Annotated in this window: 16 protein-coding genes; 11 read left to right on the forward strand and 5 right to left on the reverse strand. The window is 71.6% G+C overall.

Going from position 1 to position 18,020, the window contains the following annotated elements; all coding sequences use genetic code 11:
* Positions 1-3 precede the first annotated feature (3 nt).
* The 4 genes from YWY_RS0103695 (at position 4) to pspM (ending at position 2,967) form a co-directional block, all read left to right on the forward strand.
* Positions 4-474 carry a CinA family protein gene (locus tag YWY_RS0103695; protein WP_028846513.1) on the forward strand — a complete coding sequence of 157 codons (471 nt, stop codon included), beginning with the start codon at positions 4-6 and terminating at the stop codon, positions 472-474.
* Between the two features lie 136 nt (positions 475-610).
* Positions 611-976: a helix-turn-helix domain-containing protein gene (locus YWY_RS0103700; RefSeq protein ID WP_028846514.1), complete on the forward strand. Its 366-nt coding sequence runs from the start codon at positions 611-613 to the stop codon at positions 974-976.
* 393 nt (positions 977-1,369) lie between these two features.
* Positions 1,370-2,239, forward strand: coding sequence for a PspA/IM30 family protein (locus YWY_RS0103705; RefSeq protein ID WP_028846515.1), 870 nt, complete (start codon positions 1,370-1,372; stop codon positions 2,237-2,239).
* Positions 2,236-2,967 carry a phage shock envelope stress response protein PspM gene (gene pspM / locus YWY_RS20120; RefSeq protein ID WP_156899091.1) on the forward strand — a complete coding sequence of 244 codons (732 nt, stop codon included), beginning with the start codon at positions 2,236-2,238 and terminating at the stop codon, positions 2,965-2,967. The genes YWY_RS0103705 and pspM overlap by 4 nt, the downstream gene beginning before the upstream one ends.
* 29 nt (positions 2,968-2,996) lie before the next feature.
* Here pspM and YWY_RS0103715 read toward each other — a convergent pair whose 3' ends face one another.
* Positions 2,997-4,049 (reverse strand): quinone-dependent dihydroorotate dehydrogenase, encoded by a 1,053-nt coding sequence (locus tag YWY_RS0103715; RefSeq protein ID WP_028846516.1) that lies wholly within the window; start codon positions 4,047-4,049, stop codon positions 2,997-2,999.
* A 1-nt stretch (position 4,050) separates the two neighbouring features.
* Positions 4,051-4,992: a ParA family protein gene (locus YWY_RS20125; RefSeq protein ID WP_084608878.1), complete on the reverse strand. Its 942-nt coding sequence runs from the start codon at positions 4,990-4,992 to the stop codon at positions 4,051-4,053.
* 59 nt (positions 4,993-5,051) lie between these two features.
* Here YWY_RS20125 and YWY_RS0103725 point away from each other — a divergent pair, with 59 nt between their 5' ends.
* The 3 genes from YWY_RS0103725 to YWY_RS0103735 all read left to right on the forward strand — a co-directional run bounded on the left by YWY_RS0103725 (position 5,052) and on the right by YWY_RS0103735 (position 7,656).
* The gene (locus YWY_RS0103725; RefSeq protein WP_028846517.1) at positions 5,052-5,795 is read left to right on the forward strand and encodes a methyltransferase domain-containing protein; all 744 of its coding nucleotides are present in this window, start codon (positions 5,052-5,054) and stop codon (positions 5,793-5,795) included.
* Positions 5,785-7,104 (forward strand): DNA polymerase IV, encoded by a 1,320-nt coding sequence (dinB, locus tag YWY_RS20130; protein WP_084608879.1) that lies wholly within the window; start codon positions 5,785-5,787, stop codon positions 7,102-7,104. The genes YWY_RS0103725 and dinB overlap by 11 nt, the downstream gene beginning before the upstream one ends.
* A 150-nt stretch (positions 7,105-7,254) precedes the next feature.
* Complete coding sequence (locus YWY_RS0103735; RefSeq protein WP_028846518.1) at positions 7,255-7,656, forward strand: DUF3040 domain-containing protein; 402 nt, start codon at positions 7,255-7,257, stop codon at positions 7,654-7,656.
* A 433-nt stretch (positions 7,657-8,089) separates the two neighbouring features.
* Here YWY_RS0103735 and YWY_RS0103745 read toward each other — a convergent pair whose 3' ends face one another.
* The 3 genes from YWY_RS0103745 to YWY_RS0103755 are packed head-to-tail and all read right to left on the reverse strand — an operon-like array spanning position 8,090 to position 12,834.
* Positions 8,090-10,633, reverse strand: a complete 2,544-nt coding sequence (locus YWY_RS0103745; protein WP_028846520.1) for a transglutaminase TgpA family protein — start codon at positions 10,631-10,633, stop codon at positions 8,090-8,092.
* Positions 10,630-11,898 (reverse strand): DUF58 domain-containing protein, encoded by a 1,269-nt coding sequence (locus YWY_RS0103750; RefSeq protein WP_028846521.1) that lies wholly within the window; start codon positions 11,896-11,898, stop codon positions 10,630-10,632. The genes YWY_RS0103745 and YWY_RS0103750 overlap by 4 nt, the downstream gene beginning before the upstream one ends.
* Positions 11,899-11,907: 9 nt before the next feature.
* Positions 11,908-12,834 (reverse strand): AAA family ATPase, encoded by a 927-nt coding sequence (locus tag YWY_RS0103755; protein WP_038044452.1) that lies wholly within the window; start codon positions 12,832-12,834, stop codon positions 11,908-11,910.
* Between the two features lie 589 nt (positions 12,835-13,423).
* Here YWY_RS0103755 and mraZ point away from each other — a divergent pair.
* The 4 genes from mraZ (at position 13,424) to YWY_RS0103775 (ending at position 17,735) form a co-directional block, all read left to right on the forward strand.
* Complete coding sequence (gene mraZ / locus YWY_RS0103760; RefSeq protein ID WP_028846523.1) at positions 13,424-13,855, forward strand: division/cell wall cluster transcriptional repressor MraZ; 432 nt, start codon at positions 13,424-13,426, stop codon at positions 13,853-13,855.
* Positions 13,856-14,041: 186 nt separating this feature from the next.
* Positions 14,042-14,992 carry a 16S rRNA (cytosine(1402)-N(4))-methyltransferase RsmH gene (gene rsmH / locus YWY_RS0103765; RefSeq protein WP_028846524.1) on the forward strand — a complete coding sequence of 317 codons (951 nt, stop codon included), beginning with the start codon at positions 14,042-14,044 and terminating at the stop codon, positions 14,990-14,992.
* Positions 14,989-15,813: a cell division protein FtsL gene (gene ftsL / locus YWY_RS20135; RefSeq protein ID WP_156899092.1), complete on the forward strand. Its 825-nt coding sequence runs from the start codon at positions 14,989-14,991 to the stop codon at positions 15,811-15,813. Before rsmH ends, ftsL begins: the two co-directional genes overlap by 4 nt.
* Entirely contained in the window at positions 15,810-17,735 is a 1,926-nt protein-coding gene (locus YWY_RS0103775; protein ID WP_084608881.1) for a peptidoglycan D,D-transpeptidase FtsI family protein, read from the forward strand. Before ftsL ends, YWY_RS0103775 begins: the two co-directional genes overlap by 4 nt.
* The last annotated feature ends 285 nt before the right edge of the window (positions 17,736-18,020 follow it).

The raw sequence follows: 18,020 nt of genomic DNA on the forward strand, positions 1-18,020 counted from the left end.
ACGGTGAGCGAGCTGGCCGAGGGGATCGTCGCGCGGCTGCGCGCGCGTGGTGAGACGGTGGCCACCGCCGAGTCGCTCACCGGCGGTGGCCTGTGCGCCGAGTTGACCGCCGTCCCCGGGGCCAGCGACGTGGTCCGTGGTGGGCTCATCGTCTACACCGACCAGCTGAAGATCGAACTTGCCGGCGTTCCGCGCGATCTGCTCACCCGCGCAGGCGCGGTGGACGCCGACGTGGCGGCCTACCTGGCCGCGGGAGCCAGGGCACGATGCCACGCGGACTGGGGGATCGGGTTGACCGGCGTGGCCGGGCCGGGGCCCGCCGACGGTGTTCCCGCGGGGACGGTGTACGTGGGCATCGCCGACGCCGAAACCAGCTCGTCGTGGCGGCTGCAGTTGTCCGGGGACCGGGCCGCTGTGCGGCGTGCCACCATCGAGCATGCGTTGCGCCTGCTCGGGGAACATCTCTCTCGCTAGGGGCGTTGATGACGATGACGTCACCCACCGGCGCGTGACGTTCGCCCTCGGCGGAAAGTTCACACGCGAATCTGCGGTCCGGTGATCTCCCTGGGTAGTGTGGAACCACCCGGACCGAGCGGAGAGGAGGCTCGCGATGGCCGTGCTGTTGCGCGAGGCGATCGGTGACCGGCTACGTCATGCCCGCACCAACAAGCGGCGCACGCTGCGGGAAGTGTCCCGGTCGGCGCGGGTGAGCCTGGGCTACCTCTCCGAGGTCGAACGAGGGCAGAAGGAAGCCTCCAGCGAACTCCTCGCCGCGATCTGCGAAGCGCTCGAGCTGCCGTTGTCCGAGCTGCTGTACAACGTGGCCAGCGACGTGGCCGCGATGGACGCCATGGAGCTGGAGTCCCAGGAAGGCTCGCGGCAGCCGGAGAACAAGGGCGAGGTCGTCAAGTCCGGGGAGAACGTGGCGCTGCGCACCACGATCAGTTCGCCCGGTATGCAGGTCTTCGTCGCCTGATCGACGCCGGAGTTTCCGCAGTCCGTGCGGTTCGCCGCGCCCGTGAGCGCGGACGAATGCGGACAAGGCGGCGGCTTCTGCCGAGCGCATCCGCCTCATCTGCCGAAGAATGCCACGCGCCCGCGAACGTGCAGGTAGCGTGGACGTCGACCACGCATGCGCGGTCACCGTCGGTTACCTCGGCACGAGGACGCGACGGCGTCGACGGGTCCGCCCGGGGTCCCTTCCGGGGGATCCCTGATTTTCCGTGGGTCACCTGGTCGGTGCGGTGGGAACCTGACACGATGGAACCAGCCGCACACCGGAGGGGAAGAACGGCCGTTCCGCCGACTGCGGTGATCGGCGCGGAGTGCGAGCACAGACAACCGGGAAGCGAGAAGGCAGGCAGAGACGATGGCCAAGCCCAATCCGTTCGTGAAGTTCTGGAAGTACCTGATGGCGGCGTTCTCCAGCAAGATCGACGAGCACGCCGACCCGAAGGTGCAGATCCAGCAGGCCATCGAGGAGGCGCAGCGCAACCACCAGGAGCTGTCGCAGCAGGCCGCTCAGGTGATCGGCAACCAGCGGCAGCTGGAGATGAAGCTGAACCGGCAGCTCGGTGAGGTGGAGAAGCTGCAGGCGTCGGCGCGGCAGGCGCTGGTGCTGGCGGAGGAAGCGCGGGCCAAAGGCGACGAGAAGAAGGCGGCCGAGTACGAGGTGGCGGCCGAGGGTTTCGCCGCCCAGCTGGTGACGGCCGAGCAGAGCGTCGAGGACCTCAAGACGCTGCACGACCAGGCATTGCAGGCGGCCGAGCAGGCCAAGCGGGCGGTGGAACGCAACTCGCAGATGCTGCAGGCCAAGCTGGCCGAGCGGACCAAGCTGCTGTCGCAGCTGGAACAGGCCAGGATGCAGGAGCAGATCGCCAAGTCGCTGACCCAGATGACCGAGCTGGCGGCGCCGAAGAACACCCCGTCGCTGGAAGAGGTGCGGGAGAAGATCGAGCGGCGGTACGCCACCGCGGTCGGGTCGGCGGAGCTGGCACAGAACTCGGTGCAGGGCCGCATGCTCGAGGTGCAGTACTCCACCACGCAGTTGGCCGGGCACAACCGCCTGGAGCAGATCCGCGCCTCGCTGAAGGGTGAGTCGGTGGCCCAGGTGACCGACGGGAGCGAGGGCACCGCCAAGGCGGGCGCCGCCGGCGCCGTGGCCGACAAGCCCACGCCGAGCGCGGAGATCCAGGCCGAGATCGCCAAGCGCGTGCAGGCTGAGCAGAACAAGGCGTGAGCGGGCCGATGGACCTGGTCCGGCGTCCGGATCTGCGGGCGATCGCCGCGGAAGCGGCGCGGCAGTGGCTGGATTTCACCGATCCCGCGGCGCGTCACCGGCGGCGCACGGAGCGCGCCAGGCGCGGGGTGTTCGTCTGGTCGGTGCTGGCCGTGCTGAGCACGGTGGCCATCGCCTACGGCAACTGGGTCTTCCTCACCGCTTTGCTGGTCACGGGTGCCCTGGCGGTGCGTTCGGCGGTGAAGCTGCGCAGGCTGAATGCCATGACGCCGCCCCCGCCGCGCCGCCTGCTCCCCGCCAAGACGTCCGTGGCGCGGGAGCCGTTGCACCGCTTGCAGCGTGCCGAAGCGTCGTTGCACGACTTGCTCGAGCAGCTGTCCGCCCGGGGCAGCGGGGTGACCGTCGACGAGGTGTCGGTGGCGCAGGCCAGGCAAACGGCGGCACAGGCGGCTTCCGCGCTGCACCAGCTCGGTCAGCGCATCGTGGCGGTCGAGCGGGCGCGTGATGCCGCTCCGGCAGGCCAGCGGCAGGAGCTGACCGAAGCCATCCGGCAGCTGCGCGCCCAGCTGGACGAAGGGATCGAATCCTACGGCGGGTTGATCGCCGCGGCCGGCAAGGCGGTGGCGGCCAGGGACAGCGGCGTGGCCGGTGCCCAGGCGGCGTTGACCGACGCCACCGACCGGCTCGCCGGAATGGCCTCGGCGCTGCGCGAGCTCAACGGCACCTGAGGCCCGGTCCGCCCACCGCAGCGCCGGCCTCAGGCCCGCGGCAGTGTGCGGGCGATCTGCCGCACCAGCGCCGGCCCTGAGTAGATGAACGCGGTGTACAGCTGCACCAGGCTGGCTCCGGCGTCCAGCATGCGCAGCGCGTCGTCCGGGCCGCTGATGCCGCCGACGCCGATGATCGGCACCGTTCCGCCGGTCTGCTTGGCGACGAACCGCACCACGTGCAGCGCGCGTTCGGTCAACGGCTTGCCGGACAGCCCGCCGCTCTGCCTGCCGATGTGCTGTTCGTCCGGGTGCAGGCCGTCGCGGGCGAGCGTGGTGTTGGTGGCGATGATCCCGGCGACGTCGTGCTCGGCGGCCACCTCCAGCAGCTCGGCCAGCGCGTCCTCGGTGAGATCGGGGGCCACCTTGACCAGCAACGGTGTCCTGGGCCGGGCACCGGCCAGCTCACCGGACAGGTGCTGCAGCGCGGCGAGCAGGTCGTTGAGCGCCGCCCGGTCCTGCAGCCTGCGCAGGCCGGGCGTGTTCGGGGAGCTGACGTTGATCGCGAAGTAGTCCGCGTACGGATACAGCGCGTGCAGTGAGTGCTGATAGTCGGAGACCGCGTCGGCCAGCTCGGTGACCTTGGACTTGCCGATGCTCACCCCGAGCGGGACGGGCAACGGGCCGGTGGCCGCCAGCCGCTGGGCGAGCACGTCGGCCCCCGCGTTGTTGAACCCCATCCGGTTGACCAGCGCCCGGCTGCGCGGCAGCGCGAACAGCCGTGGCCGCGGATTGCCCGGCTGGGCGTACCTGGTCACCGTCCCGACCTCGACGAACCCGAAACCGAGCGCGGGCCACACCGGCAGTGCCAGCCCGTCCTTGTCCATCCCCGCGGCGAGCCCGACCCGGTTGGGGAACCGCACCCCGAACACCGTCACGGGAGCGTGCACCGCGTACCGGCGGCGCAGCGCGGACAGCAGCAAGGGCCGCTTGGCGACCCGGCGGAGCGCCGCCATCGTCCGCTCGTGCACCAGCTCGGGGTCGCCCCGGCCCACCCGGTACAGCGCCGGGCGGACGACGCGTTCGAACAGCTGTCCCGCCATGTCAGCGCTTGGCCGGCTGCGGTTCGTCCGGGCGCCGTGGCGCGTTCGCGGGTGGCCTGCGCACCGGCGCCTGCAGCGCGGAGCCGTTGGCCGAGCCGTTCCGCTCGGCGTCGCCCGAGGTCTCCTCCTCGTCCGCCTCGGGCGGCTCCAGGTGGTGCCTGCCGCGCCGGGACGAGCGCAGCATGCGCGCCAGGACCAGGTTGAACGCCAGCGCGATCTCCCGGCCCCCCGGGGTCGACCATTCGTGGATCGGCGTGCACGAACCGGCGGCCTGCTGCACGGCCAGCCGGTCCGGCAGCGCCACCGGCATGACCAGCTGCCCGAAGCTCTCCCGCAGTTCCGCGATCCGGTACATGTGCTCGTGCGACCGGCTGCGGAACTTGTTCACCACCACGCCGAGCGCGCGCAGGCGCGGGTTGTGCTCCTTGCGGGTGCGCTCGATGGCGGCGAACGCCCGCTGGGCGCCGGACACCGCGTACATGGTCGGCTCGGTCACCACCAGGGCGCCGGTGGCGGCGAGCAGCGCGGAGCGGGTCAGGCGGCCCAGCGACGGCGGGCAGTCCAGCAGGATCAGCTCGTAGCGCGGCCCGTTGGCCGGGTCGGCGTACCACGCGATGGCCCTGGCCAGATTGGGCAGCGTGCCCTCGTCCGGACCCTCGTTGAGCTCTTCCAGCGCGTGGTTGCCGGTCAGCACATGCACCTGCTCGTCCCACGCCGAGCGAGACACGGCCTGGCTGAGCACCGGCGGGCGCGGGGTGGTGAGCACCTCGGCCAGGCCGAACTGGGCCGGCTGAGGGTCGAGCGTGGCGGTGGCGTTGCCTTGCGGATCGAGGTCGATCACCAAGGTCTTGATGCCACGGCGGAGGGCGGCGGACGCGAGACCGAGGGTCACGGTCGTCTTGCCGACACCACCCTTGAGGCTCAGCACGGCGACGGTTTGCACGGCACGAGACTAACCGCCCAGACGAGCGAGGCAACCCCCGACCGGCCTAGGCTTTGCCCATGCGGTTGGAGAGCGCGAGCGGTGTGCGCGGGGCTGACGTGGTCCACCGAGTGCTGGACGCCGAGCTGACGGCCGCGCGGCAGCGCGGCCGCGGGCAGCCCGTGGTGGTCGACGTCGGCGGTGGCAGCGGCGGCTGGGCCGTGCCGCTGGCCAGGGCCGGATGCGCGGTCACCGTGGTGGAGCCGAATCCGAACGCGGTCGCCACGCTGCATCGGCGCGCTGCGGACGAGGGTGTGGCGTCCCGGATCACGGTCGTCGCCGAGGACGTCGAGGCGTTGCCGTCGGCGATCGCGGAACGGTCCGCCGACCTGGTGCTGGCGCACGGGCTGCTGGAAGTGGTCGACGATCCGGCGGCGGCGCTGGCCGCGATCGCGGCCGTGGCGGCCGACGGCGGCGCGGTGTCGGTGCTGGTGGCCAACCGGTATGCGGCGGTGCTCAGCCGAGCCATGGCCGGGCGCCTGACGGAGGCGCGGGAACTGCTCGAGTCGGCCGACGGGGTGGTGCCCAGCGCCGAGCCGGGCGGGGAGCTGCTGCGGCGGTTCGACGTCGGCGGCCTGACCCGGCTGATCGAGGCGGCCGGGCTGCGGATCGAGGTGCTGCAGGGCCACGGTGTGGTGTCCGACGCGGTGGCCGACGCCGGTGACGGTGAGCTGACGGCATTCGAACAGGCCGCGGCCGGGCGGTCCCCGCTGCGGGAGATCGCGGCGCGGCTGCACGTGCTCGCGCGCAAGCATGGGGCGTAACACCGATCTTCCCGCCGACCGCGCCCGCTTCCGGGTGGCGGCCGGAACCGACCCGGCGGACTGGCCGGACGACACCGGCTGCGGCGTGCTGCACATCGACATGGACGCGTTCTTCGCCGCGGTGGAGCTGCGCAGCAGGCCCGAGCTGGCCGGCAGGCCGGTGATCGTGGCAGGCAGCGGGGCCCGGTCGGTGGTGTTGTCCGCCAACTATCCGGCGCGCAAATTCGGGGTGCGGTCGGCCATGCCGGTGGCGCAGGCACGCAGGCTGTGCCCGCACGCGGTGTATCTTCCGCCGTCGCGGGAGGCGTACCGGGAGATCTCCCGTGCCGTGATGGCGCTGTTCCACGAGTTCACGCCGCTGGTGGAGCAGGTCAGCGTGGACGAGGCGTTCCTGGACGTCAGCGGGGCGCTGCGGCGGCTGCGCACCACGCCGGCCAGGATCGGTGCGCAGATCCGGGCGCGGGTGGCCGCCGACCACGGCATCACCTGCTCCGTCGGTGTCGCCCCGGTGAAGTTCGTGGCCAAGCTCGCCTCCGGGATGGCCAAGCCCGACGGCATGGTCGTGGTTCCGGCCGCCGAGGTGGTGTCGTTCTTGCGCCCGCTCCCGGTGACGGCACTGTGGGGCGTGGGGGACAAGACGGCGCGAGCGCTGGAGCGCGCCGGGCTGCACACCGTCGCTGATGTCGCCGACGCGCCCGTCGCCAGGCTGAAGAAGGCGGTCGGATCCGCGCTCGGCGAGCACCTGCACGAGCTGGCACACGGTAGGGATCCGCGTCGGGTGGAGGTGGGCTCTCCCGACAAGTCGCTGGGTGCCGAGCACACGTTCGACGTCGACCAGGACGACGTCGAGGTGGTGGTGCGGGAGCTGCTCAGGCTGGCCGAGCGGGTGGCGGCAGGCATGCGGGCGAAGGGGCTGAAGGGTCGGACGGTGTCGATCAAGCTCCGGTTCGCCGACTTCACCACGATCACCAGGGCCAGGACGTTGCCCGCACCCACCGACGTGGCGCGGGAGATCCACGCTGCGGCGTCCGGCCTGCTGCGGGACAACGTGCCCGCCTCGGACGCGGTCCGGCTGGTGGGCGTGCGGGTGGAGGGATTGACCGAATCGGCGGTAGCCGAGCAGCTCCGGTTGGGCGACGACGGAGTGCGGTGGCGGGACGTCGAAGTGGCCGCGGACGCGGCCCGCGGCAAGTTCGGCGAAACCGCCGTCCGGCCGGCCTCGTTGCTGGCTCCGCATGGCCGTTCACGTGCACGATCACCCGGCGGCAAGGCCGCAGGAAGGCCCGGGGACAGCGGGGCGGGGACGTGACCGAGAAGATGTGCGAAGAAGTGGTGGATCGGGTAGTCCTGAAGTGCCCGTGCTCGTATCCTGGAACCAGGAGACCGCAAGACGCCGGGGCGATGATGGTGTGGAACAGGTCGTGCGCTGAGCCGCCGACATGCTGCGAGAGGAGGACCGATGCCACTCTCCGAGCATGAGCAGCGGCTGCTGGATGAGATCGAGCAGGCTCTGTACGCGGAGGACCCGAAGTTCGCGTCCAGCGTGCGGGGCACGCGGCTGGGCAGGCCCTCGCGCGCTCGCAAGCTGCAGGGCGCCCTGCTGTTCCTGGTCGGAATGGCGCTGTTGCCGCTGGGTGTGATGATGCCGGTCCGGCTGGCCGAGATTCCGATCGTCAGCGTGCTGGGGTTCCTGCTGATGTTCTTCGGGGCGCTGCTGGTCGTGGTGTCCTTCCGCGGCGAGCCCGACGGCGACGCGGTCGGCGGCAAGGCGGGCAAGGGCCCGGCCAAGACCAAGCGCAGCAGCTTCGCCCAGCGGATGGAGGAGCGCTTCCGCCAGCGGTTCGAAGAGGACGGCCGCTGAGCGCGGCGAGTGTTGCAAGCTCCGTCGTGCATCGGTCTTGATCCCGTGAGCGCGCGGAGGGCGGTCGTCAGCACCCGGTGTCCAGGTGCCACGGCGCTTGATCCGGTGAGCGCACGGACGGTCGGCGCTGCGGTGAGTGGCGGCTGGGCGGTCCCGACGGGCGGTCGTCAGTGGTCGGGCGGAGGGGACGACGTCTCGGCGGTCGACTGCGGTCGATACCACGTTCGCCCCGTGGGCAGGCGGGTGACGACGTGCCCCGGCCGGTGCGGAACCGCTCTCGCTGTCCGCTTTCCCGAGCGCACGCGACCGGCGCAGCCCCACCCGTTCGGGTTCGGCCCCTTCGGCTCGAAGTCGGCGTCGTGGTGCGCCTTCCGGCGGCCGTCGACGGTGGACGACCTGCCGCGGCTCGCCGTCGTCGAGCATCGCGAGCAGGTCAGCGTTTGACCACCGAGCCGGGCATGATCCGGTCCTTCAGCGCCAACGGCGCATTCCGGTGAATCGCTTCCCGCAAGCCTTCGAATGCCGCCACGAACTCGGCATCCACCTCCGGTTGCGGGCCGTACCACGAGCGCTCCAGCGTGCTGACCACCACGCGGAGGTGAGCCCGCCCCTCGGTGTCGAGGTTGAACCGGTCCGCCAGCTTCCGAGCCGTCTCCCGCACCGTCTCGGCACGGCCGACCGGGTATCCCCGGTCGGCGCACTCGTCCAGCAGTTCGCGCCAGGCGGCATGCGGCGCCTGCGCACGGTTCACCGTGAGCTCGTGCAGCCTGTGGTTGCGGCTCACCGTCCGCCACACCAGCGGTGCGCTCGCCACCCCGGCCACCAGCATCAGCAGCAGCGCCAGCCACCACGACACGATCCAGCCGAGCAAGCCCAGCGACACCAGCCAGCCCCCGGCCGCGGCCAGCGGCAGCCAGCGGCCCACTGCGGACAACCGCTGGTCCGCCTCGTCCAGCTCCCGCCGGGTGATCTCCTTGCGCAGCTGGCTCGTCCGCCGCGCCACCATCACTCCCAGCCCGGTCGCCGCCGCGGCCAGCAGCACCACGACCACGGTCGACCAGCGGGCCCAGCCCGGAGCCGTGGCCAGGCCGACCTGCTGGTCCTGCACGGTGTCCGGCTGGTCGGGCTGTTCGTCCTCCGGCAGCGGGGCGGACGTCGGCGCGGCGCTCGGCTCCGGCGACGGCTCGGTGGTCGGATCGACGTTCGAGCTGCTGGACGACGTCTGCTGCTGCAGGTATTCCGGCGTGATGCCCCGGCCGCCCGCCAGCGGGGTCGGGTCGAACACCACCCAGCCGAACTCCTTGCCCAGGTACACCTCGACCCAGGCGTGCGCGTCCCGCGTGGTGATCGAGCGGTAGGACCCCTGCTTGGTGCCGGGGGTGAAGCCGACCGCCACCCGTGCCGGGATGCCTTCGCTGCGCACCATCACCGCCATCGCGGAGGCGAACTGGGCGCAGAAGCCCCGCTTGCCGACCAGCAGGAAATGCGTCAGCGCATCGGATCCGGTGGCGTCGTCGGTCTGCACGTCGTAGGTGAACTCACCGGACTCGATGAAGTAGCTCCAGATCGCCTTGGCCTTGTCGAACGGCCGGTACTTGCCCGCCACCAGCCGCCTGGTCAGATCCCGCACCCGCGGGTCCAGCTCGGGCAGCTCGGTGTAGATCGGTGCGACCTCGTCCGCTGCCAGCTGCGCGGTCCGCAGCTCCTCGGCCGTCGGTTGATGCAGCGACGTCATCAGCACGTACGGCTTGGGGCGCTGCGCCCGCTCGGCGTAGACCGCGCCGCTGATCTCGTCGTAGATCCATTGGTCGCCGATTCCGGTGATCCGGCGCGGATGCCCGATGATCGGCAGCCACACGTCGCGCCAGTTCACCGGGTTGATGTGCACCGTGCGGAGTGTCTTGGCGGAATCACCGGGCGCCCTGGGCAGTGGTGCGTTGGCGGGCACGCCGTGCGGCATCTCGCCGTCGTGCAGTTTCCAGCCGAGGTTCGGCTCGTAGGTATCCAGCGTGAACGCGCGCATCAGGCGTTCGTCGTCACCCAGGCCCTCCACCCGGAAGATCTCCGTGCTGCCCTGGTCGGTGAGCAGGCCCTGCAGCTCGGTCATCGGGCGCAGGCCGAGCCCGCCGGAGTAGGAGCTGGACCCGCCGCCGTGCATGAACGGCAGCTGTCCGACGGTGCCGATCCCGGTCAGGGTGGCGCCGGCGAGCAGTCCGAGCGAGAGCGCCGCCGCGACCACGGCGGCGGGCAGCGCCGACCTGGCCGCGGATCGCTGCTGGGTGGTGCCGCGGCCCCGCCACTGCCGGTGCCGATGGTTGCCTTCCACCGCGATGAGCACCGCGAAGGCGGCCGCGCCCAGCACGAACGACCACCAGGGCAGCATCTCGTCGGCCAGCGACGCCGGCACCGCGTACAGGCACAGCAGCACCAGGCCCGCGGCCGCGGGAGCGGCCAGCGACACCGCGAGCGCCTCCACCACCACGGCCACCAGCCCGATGCCGATGGTGACCAGACACAGGATGCCGACCGTCCCGTGCACCGGCGGCGCGCTTTCCCTGATCAGCTCGCCGGCGTCGGTGAGCACCCGGTTGAGGTCGGCGAAGGCGCTGCGGCCGGGGATGATGCCCAGGATGCCGTGGCTGGTGTACAGCCCGGTGATCAGCAACAGCAGCGCCACCAGCTGGGCGAAGGACACCGCGAGCGCCGGCGCGCGGATCGAGCGCATGGCCAAGCCGGTGCAGCCGACCAGCACCACCGCCACCATCGCGTGGCCGAACCACTCCGCGCCACGGATCACCCCGGTCAGCGCGGTGGCCGCGCACAACGTGGCCGCCCCGGCGGCCACCGGGGCGACGATCGAGCCGGTCCACGCCGCGTGCCCGGGCAGGCCGTGCGTCGGCTCGCGCGACGGCGGGCGGGTGTCGCGTGGGGGCGGCGGGCCGGACGGCCTGGCCGGCGGGGGAGCGTAGGTGGTCATCGCGATCCGTACCCCGCTTCCGTCGGCCGGCGCATGCTGGCCCGGCACAACCGGGACCACACCTGCTGCCAGGAGGCCGCCGGGTCGGCGACGACCACGCCCCAGCCGGCGGCCTCCAGCAGCCGCGCCGACTCGCGCGCCGCCCCGGCTCGTTCGGCGGAGGCGGACACCCCAGCCGACCACGCCGCGGTGTCCAGCAATACCGCCATGCTGCGGATGCCGCGCGGGCGGAACCGGCTGAGCTCGTTGATGGCCTGGTTGCTGACGCTGCCGAGCACCGCGACCAGTTCCTGCCCGGCCGCCGGGTCCCCGCCCAGGGTGATGTCCCGCTGGTGTCCCGGTTGCACCATCGCCAGCGCCTCCAGGGCCAGGTCGTCGTAGGCGGCGCCACTGTCGGCAGGGATGTCCGCCAGCAGCTGTCCGTGCTCGGTGACCAGCCGCACTCGATGGCCCGCACGGCGCAGGTGAAGGCACACGCTGGCGGCGAACGAGATCGCCCACTCGATGCTCGCGCCCGGTCCGGTGCCGTGGTGCGCCGCGGCGCGGCGGTCGAGCAACACCGTGGTCCCGCCGTGCCCCGGCTGCTGCTCCAGCCGCACCATCAGCTCGTCCCGGCGCGCCGTGGAGGGCCAGTGCACCATGCGCAGGTCGTCACCCTGCCGGTACTGCCGCACCACCGCGTCCGGTTCGCCCGGCCCGGTACCCCGGCGTGCGGCACCCTCGTCGCCGGCGCCGACCCCGGACCCGGACAGCATCCCGGTGAGCGGCTCGGTGCGCGGTACCACCATCAGCCGGGACGGCTTGACCAGCTCGCGCTCGAACTCGCAGATGCCGAACGGGTCGGTCACCTTGGCGCGCAGCGGGCCGATCTGATGGAAACCACGAAGCGCCGGCCGCATGGTGTAGTGCAGCGGGACGCGGTGGTGCTGCGGCAGCCGCTCCACGATGAACCGTGGCCGGGTACCGAGCGAGTAGGCCACCCGGTCCTCCAGCAGCACTTCGCCGGCCGGCAGCACACCGGTCCGCCACAGGTCGAGCCGCACGTCGACCTCGTCGCCGGCAGGCACCCGGTGCGGGGTCAACGTCCGCGTCGCGCCGATACGCACCCGCGAGGCCGAGAGGAAGACGACCACCAGCAAGGGCAGGGCGATGACGAACACGGCGACCCGCAGCAGGTCGCGTTCGTTGAGCACCCAGGCGCAGAGTGCGGCCGCGATCCCGGCGGCCAGCAAGCATCTGCCGCGGGTCGTCAGGCCGGACAGCACGACGCCCTCCTAGTGCTGCAGGGCACGCGGCACCGGGACTCGCTGCAACACCATGCGCACGATGTCCGCAGCGGACCGGCGCGCGGCATGCGCCTCCGTGGTCAGCACCAGCCGGTGCGTCAGGACCGGGATGGCCACCGCGTGCACGTCGTCCGGAATCACGTATTCGCGGCCGGACAGTGCCGCCTGGGCACGCGCCGTGCGGATCAGCTGCAGCGTGGCGCGGGGCGAGGCGCCGAGCCGTACCTCGTTCGACGACCTGGTCGCGGTCACCAGGTCGACCGCGTACTTGCGCAGTTCACGGGACAGGTGCACGGAGCGCACCAGCTCGATCATCCGCCGGACCGTCTCGGCATCGGACACCGGTTGCAGCTCGGCCAGCGGATCGTGGCCGGCGTGCTCGTCGACCATGGCCAGCTCGGCCGCCGGGTCGGGGTAGCCGATGGAGACCCGGGCGGTGAACCGGTCGCGCTGCGCCTCCGGCAGCGCGTAGGTGCCCTCCATCTCGATCGGGTTCTGGGTGGCGATCACCATGAACGGCCGCTCCAGCTGGTAGGTGGTGCGGTCCACGGTGACCTGGCGCTCCTCCATGCACTCCAGCAGCGCCGACTGCGTTTTCGGCGACGCGCGGTTGATTTCGTCGCCGACCACGATGTTGGCGAACACCGGCCCCGGCCGGAACTCGAAACCGCCGTTCTGCCGGTTGTAGATGGACACCCCGGTGATGTCGCTGGGCAGCAGGTCCGGGGTGAACTGGATCCGGCTGACCGAGCAGTCGATGCTGCGGGCGAGTGCCTTGGCCAGCGACGTCTTGCCGACGCCGGGAACGTCCTCGACCAGCAAGTGTCCCTCGGCCAGCAGCGTCACCAGCGCCACCCGGACGACCTCCGGCTTGCCCACCAGCACCCGCTCGATGTTCGCCGCGATCGCCGACATGGTGGCGTGCAGTTCGGACAGTGCCGCCGAGCCCGGGTGGTCGGAATGCGCGCCACGCGCGCCGTTCGCGGAAAAATCCGTGTCCGTCGTCGGATAGGACAGATCGTGTCCACCGACCGCCGACGTGTGGTGGATCCTGGACGTCACTCGGCCTCCCGGATAGCAGGTTTTTCCACGATAGCGCGTGCGCGAGCACCACACGGTGGCTGCGGCCGAAGCCGAATCACATGTTCTCAGCAACGGTGTGAAAGTTCTGTGCACCGGCGCGCGCCGAACCCGCCGTTCCCCACTTCTCCCCACTCCGTGCCGGTATCGGCCCCGGCAGCCGCCACAGGTGCCGCGTCCGGGAGGCGAAGCACGTGACCCGCTGGGGGGAGGGCGGAGGGGCGCGGCGAAGTTCCCCCACCACGCCCCACCACCGCGATCTCCCTGTTGACCTGCGCAAACGGCGCGACACCCGGCAACGAATCCGGTCAAACCGCGTTGACTGTGGGGAGAAGTGGGGTACGGTGGTGGCAAGTGGGGCGAAAGGGAGCTCCGTGGTCGGGTCCGTAGGGAGGCAGCGGGCCCTCCTCGGGAGGTGGGAGCCATGTTTCTGGGCACCCACACACCGAAGCTCGACGACAAGGGGCGGTTGACCCTGCCCAAGAAGTACCGGGACGCGCTGGCTGGAGGGCTGATGGTGACGAAGGGGCAAGACCACTGCCTCTACGTCTTCCCTCGCGCGGAATTCGAGAAGCTGGCGCGCAAGGTGGCCGAAGCGCCGTTCACCAACGAGGCGGTACGGGCCTACCAGCGGTACTTGTTCGCCGGGACCGACGAGCAGCGCCCGGACGCCCAGGGGCGCATCGCCATCGCCCCGGAACTGCGCCGGTACGCCGGGCTGACCAAGGAGTGTGTGGTGATCGGGGCGATCACCCGGCTGGAGATCTGGGACGCCCAGGCGTGGCACGACTACCTGGAGGAACACGAGGACAGCTACGCGAAGGCACAGGAGGAGGTCTTGCCGGGGGTCTTCTAGCCGTGCTGTGCCGGCCCACCCGAGCGGCACACGGTGAGCGAAAGGCAGGAACGGGATGTGGTCAGGCCTCTGTCCGCACGTGCCCTGGTGCACCTTCCCCGGCATCAGGTCGCGGGCAGCGGGCGGAGACCTGACCGCATCCCGGCACACGGGGGACAGTCGCACGGGGGACACAGGGGGCGCGGGATGCACGAACCGGTGATGCTGGACCGGGTCCTGGAGCTGTTCGCTCCCGCACTCGACGACCGGGAGGCGGTGCTGGTCGACGCCACGGTCGGCCTCGGCGGGCACGCCGACGCGTTGCTGCGCAGGCACCCGGCGCTGCGGTTGATCGGGCTGGACCGCGACCCCGAGGCGCTGGCCCGCTCGCGCGAACGGCTGGCCCCGCACGGCGGCCGGGTGCACCTGGTGCATGCCGTCTACGACCGGCTTCCCGACGTGCTCGCCGATCTGGGAGTACCGAGGGTCGACGGGGTGCTGTTCGACCTCGGGGTGTCCTCGATGCAGCTGGACGTGCCCGAGCGCGGCTTCGCCTATTCCGCCGACGTGCCGCTGGACATGCGCATGGACCCCGGTTCGCCGGTCACGGCCGCGGAAGTGGTCAACACCTACTCGGTCGGTGAACTGACCCGGGTGCTGCGTGACTACGGAGAGGAACGGTTCGCGCATCGGATCGCCCGAGCGGTGGTTGCTGAACGGGAACGTGAACCGTTCCGCACCAGCGCACGTCTGGTCGAGGTGATCTACGACGCCGTCCCGGCAGCGGCCAGGCGCACCGGCGGTCATCCCGCGAAGCGGACCTTCCAGGCCTTGCGCATCGAGGTCAACGGTGAGCTGGACGCGCTCCGCGCGGCGCTGCCCGCGGCGCTGGACGCGCTGGCGGTGGGCGGCCGGATCGTCGTGGAGTCGTACCACTCGCTGGAGGACCGGATGGTGAAACGGGCGCTGGCCGAGCGGGCCAGGTCGCGCACGCCGCAGGGGCTGCCGGTGGAACTGGCCGGGCACGGCCCCGAACTGCGGCTGCTCACCAGGGGAGCGGAACAGGCATCGGAGCAGGAGGCGCGGCGCAATCCGCGGGCGAAGTCCGTGAAGTTGCGCGCCGCCGAGCGGATTGCGAACGGGGGGAACGCGGCATGACGATGGTGACGACCGGAACGAAGCGCCGGAGCACGAAGTCCGCGCGGACCACGCGCCGGAGCGCGTCCCGCACACGAGAGCTGCCTGCTCGGCGCAACCGGAGCGGCCGCACGACGGCCGCCGAGAAGGCCTACGCGCGGCGCGCGCAGCGCACGGCCTCGATCGAGCACGCCGGTGGGCAGGCGCAAGCCCCCGCCGGCCTGCTCAGCCCGGTGCGGCTGCGGCTGCCCAAGTCGCGCGCCTCGTTCGTGCTGCTGATGATGTCGCTGCTGGCGGCGGGTGTCGGGCTGACGCTGTGGCTGACCACGCAGGCCATCGCCGATTCCTACCGGCTGGACCGGGTGCGGGCGGAGACGGCGGCGCTGTCGGAGAAGGCGGAGCGGCTGCAGCGCGAGGTGTCCCGTGAGCAGACGGTGGCGGCGCTGGATCGCAAGGCCCGCGAGCTCGGCATGGTCCCCTCCGGCGACCCGGCACGCATCCTGGTCACGCCGATGGGGCGGAAGAAGCTGATCGGCGAGCCGACGCCGGCCCAGCCGCAGAAGCCGCCCGCGCGCACCCAGTCCAGCAGTGGCGGTGACCGCGCGGACGAGCGCGAGCGGTCGTCGGGCGGAACGCGGGACGAGCGGCGTGGCGACAGCCGGCAGAACGCGCGGTCCGATCAGGGCGACGACACGCGGACGCAGCGCACGAGAAGCCGGAGCGACGACGATTCCGGCAGGCGCGGGGGCGGTGATCGCAGCCGCACGCAACGGTCGGAGAGCGACCAGCGCACCGCGGAAGACGGCGACCGCCGCACCTCCACCCGATCGGCGGGAGGCTGAGCGTGGTCGACGGTCGGCAGGCATCGAGCCGGAGGGGCAGTGCGTCCCGGCGGAAGAAGCGCACCAAGGCGAGCTTGCGCACGCGCGCGGGCAACATGCTGCGTGCGCTGCCCGGCAACCGGTACGGCAGCGCGTGCGTGGTGCTGGTGCTGGTCTTGTTCGTCGCCTCGGTGAAGCTGATCTACGTGCAGGCGTTCCAGGCCGAGGCGTTGTCCGCGCGGGCCGAGCGGCAGCGTGCCACGGTGATCGAGATCCCGGCGCAGCGCGGCGCGATCCTGGACCGCAACGGCACCGAGCTGGCGTTCAGCGTCAAGACCTACACGCTCCAGGTCAATCTGCGGCAGATGCGCAAGACCTGGGCCGAGGTCGCAGGCAGGACGAAGAACGAGCAGACTTACGCCGACCGAGTGGACGAGATCGCCGAGTACATGGCGGCCATGCTGCCCGGCAAGACCACCAAGCAGGAGCTGCTCAAGCGCTTCCACAAGGACGCGCCGTTCACGTTCCTGGTGGACAACGTCGAGCCGTCGGTGGCGGAGCAGATCACGTCGCGCTACCCGGAGATCGCCGCCGAGGAACGTGCCTTGCGCGAGTACCCGGGTGGCGAGCTGGCGTCGAACGTCGTCGGCTACGCCAACTGGCGCATGGACGACCCCGACGTGTCCAAGCACAACCTGCACGGGCTGATCGGGCTGGAGAGCGCGCGGGACAACGACCTGGCGGGGAAGCCGGGGCGCAGGCTGGTGGACACCGGAGAGGGTGACAACGTCGTCATCCCGGGCACCGAGCGCGACATCCAGCCTGCCGTCCCCGGGTCGGACCTGGAGCTGACGCTGGACAGCGACCTGCAGTACGACCTGCAGCGGCGCCTGCGGGACTACGTCGAGCAGAGCAGGGCCAAGGGCGGCTCCGCGGTGATCATGGACGCCAGGACCGGCGAGGTCTACGCGCTGGCCAACGACAAGACCTTCGACCCGGACAACCTCAGCGCCGCGACCGAGGAGGAACTGAACAACCGGGCGGTGACCACGCCGTTCGAGCCGGGCTCGGTCAACAAGGTGGTCACCGCGGCGGCCGCCATCGAGTACGGCATCACCACCCCGAAGTCCGTGCACCAGGTGCCCGGGCAGATCCAGGTCGCCGACCGCGTGGTGCGCGACGCGTGGCCGCACCCGACGCAGGGGTTCACCACCACCGGCATCTTCGCGAAGTCGTCCAACGTGGGCACGCTGATGCTGGCTCGGCAGGTGGGGGAGGAACGCTGGCTGGAGATCGCCAGGCGGTTCGGCCTCGGCAAGCGCACCGGAATCGGGCTGCCGGGGGAGAGCCCGGGCAGGGTGCCACCGCGCAGCCAGTGGTCCGGCTCCACGTTCGGCAACCTGCCGATCGGCCAGGGGCTGTCGGTGACCGTGGTGCAGATGGCCGGGATGTACCAGGCCATCGCCAACGGCGGGGTGCGGGTCGAGCCGCGGATCGTGCGGGCCACGATCAGGCCGGACGGCACCCGCGTTCCCGAGCCGCCGCCGGGCAAGGTCCGCGTGGTGAGCAAGCGGACGGCGGACACCGTGCTGCGCATGCTGCGGGCGACGACGCAGAAGGGCGAGGGGCAGAACACGGGGACCGCGCCCCAGGCGGCGCTGGCCGGTTACCAGATCTCCGGCAAGACCGGGACGGGCCAGCAGGTCGACCCGGCCACCGGCGCCTATTCGCAGTCGAAGTACAACATCACGTTCGCCGGCATCGTCCCGGCCGACGAGCCGCGCTTCGTCGTGGGCATCATGCTGGACGCGCCGGACACCACGTTGCCGCAGGGGGCTTCGGCGGCACCGCTGTTCCACGACATCGCGTCGTACCTGACGCAGCGGTACCAGATTCCGCTCAGCGAGCGGGAAGCGCCGGTCGTGCCGTTGGTGGTGGACTGACCGCGGCGCGGCGTCAGCTGTCGCCGGGCGCCGGCCGCCGGGCGGAGCACCGGCGGACCGCCCGGCCGCTGCCCAGGGCTAGGCCGGGTGGCCACGCGTGGATCGATCGTCCGGCCTGCCGGAACGGTCAGCGCCCGCCACGGCAACGAAGCAGGGCTGCACCTGTGCCCGCTGGTGTCCGGGTGACGACCGTGGGACGTGGTTGAGCAGGTCCCGTTGCTGCCGGTGCCAGCTGGTGTCCGGGTGATGAATCGATCCGGGCAAACGGGTATCGAGTGCGTTACT

The organism is Thermocrispum agreste DSM 44070, assembly GCF_000427905.1.
GTDB classification, from domain to species: Bacteria; Actinomycetota; Actinomycetes; order Mycobacteriales; family Pseudonocardiaceae; genus Thermocrispum; species Thermocrispum agreste.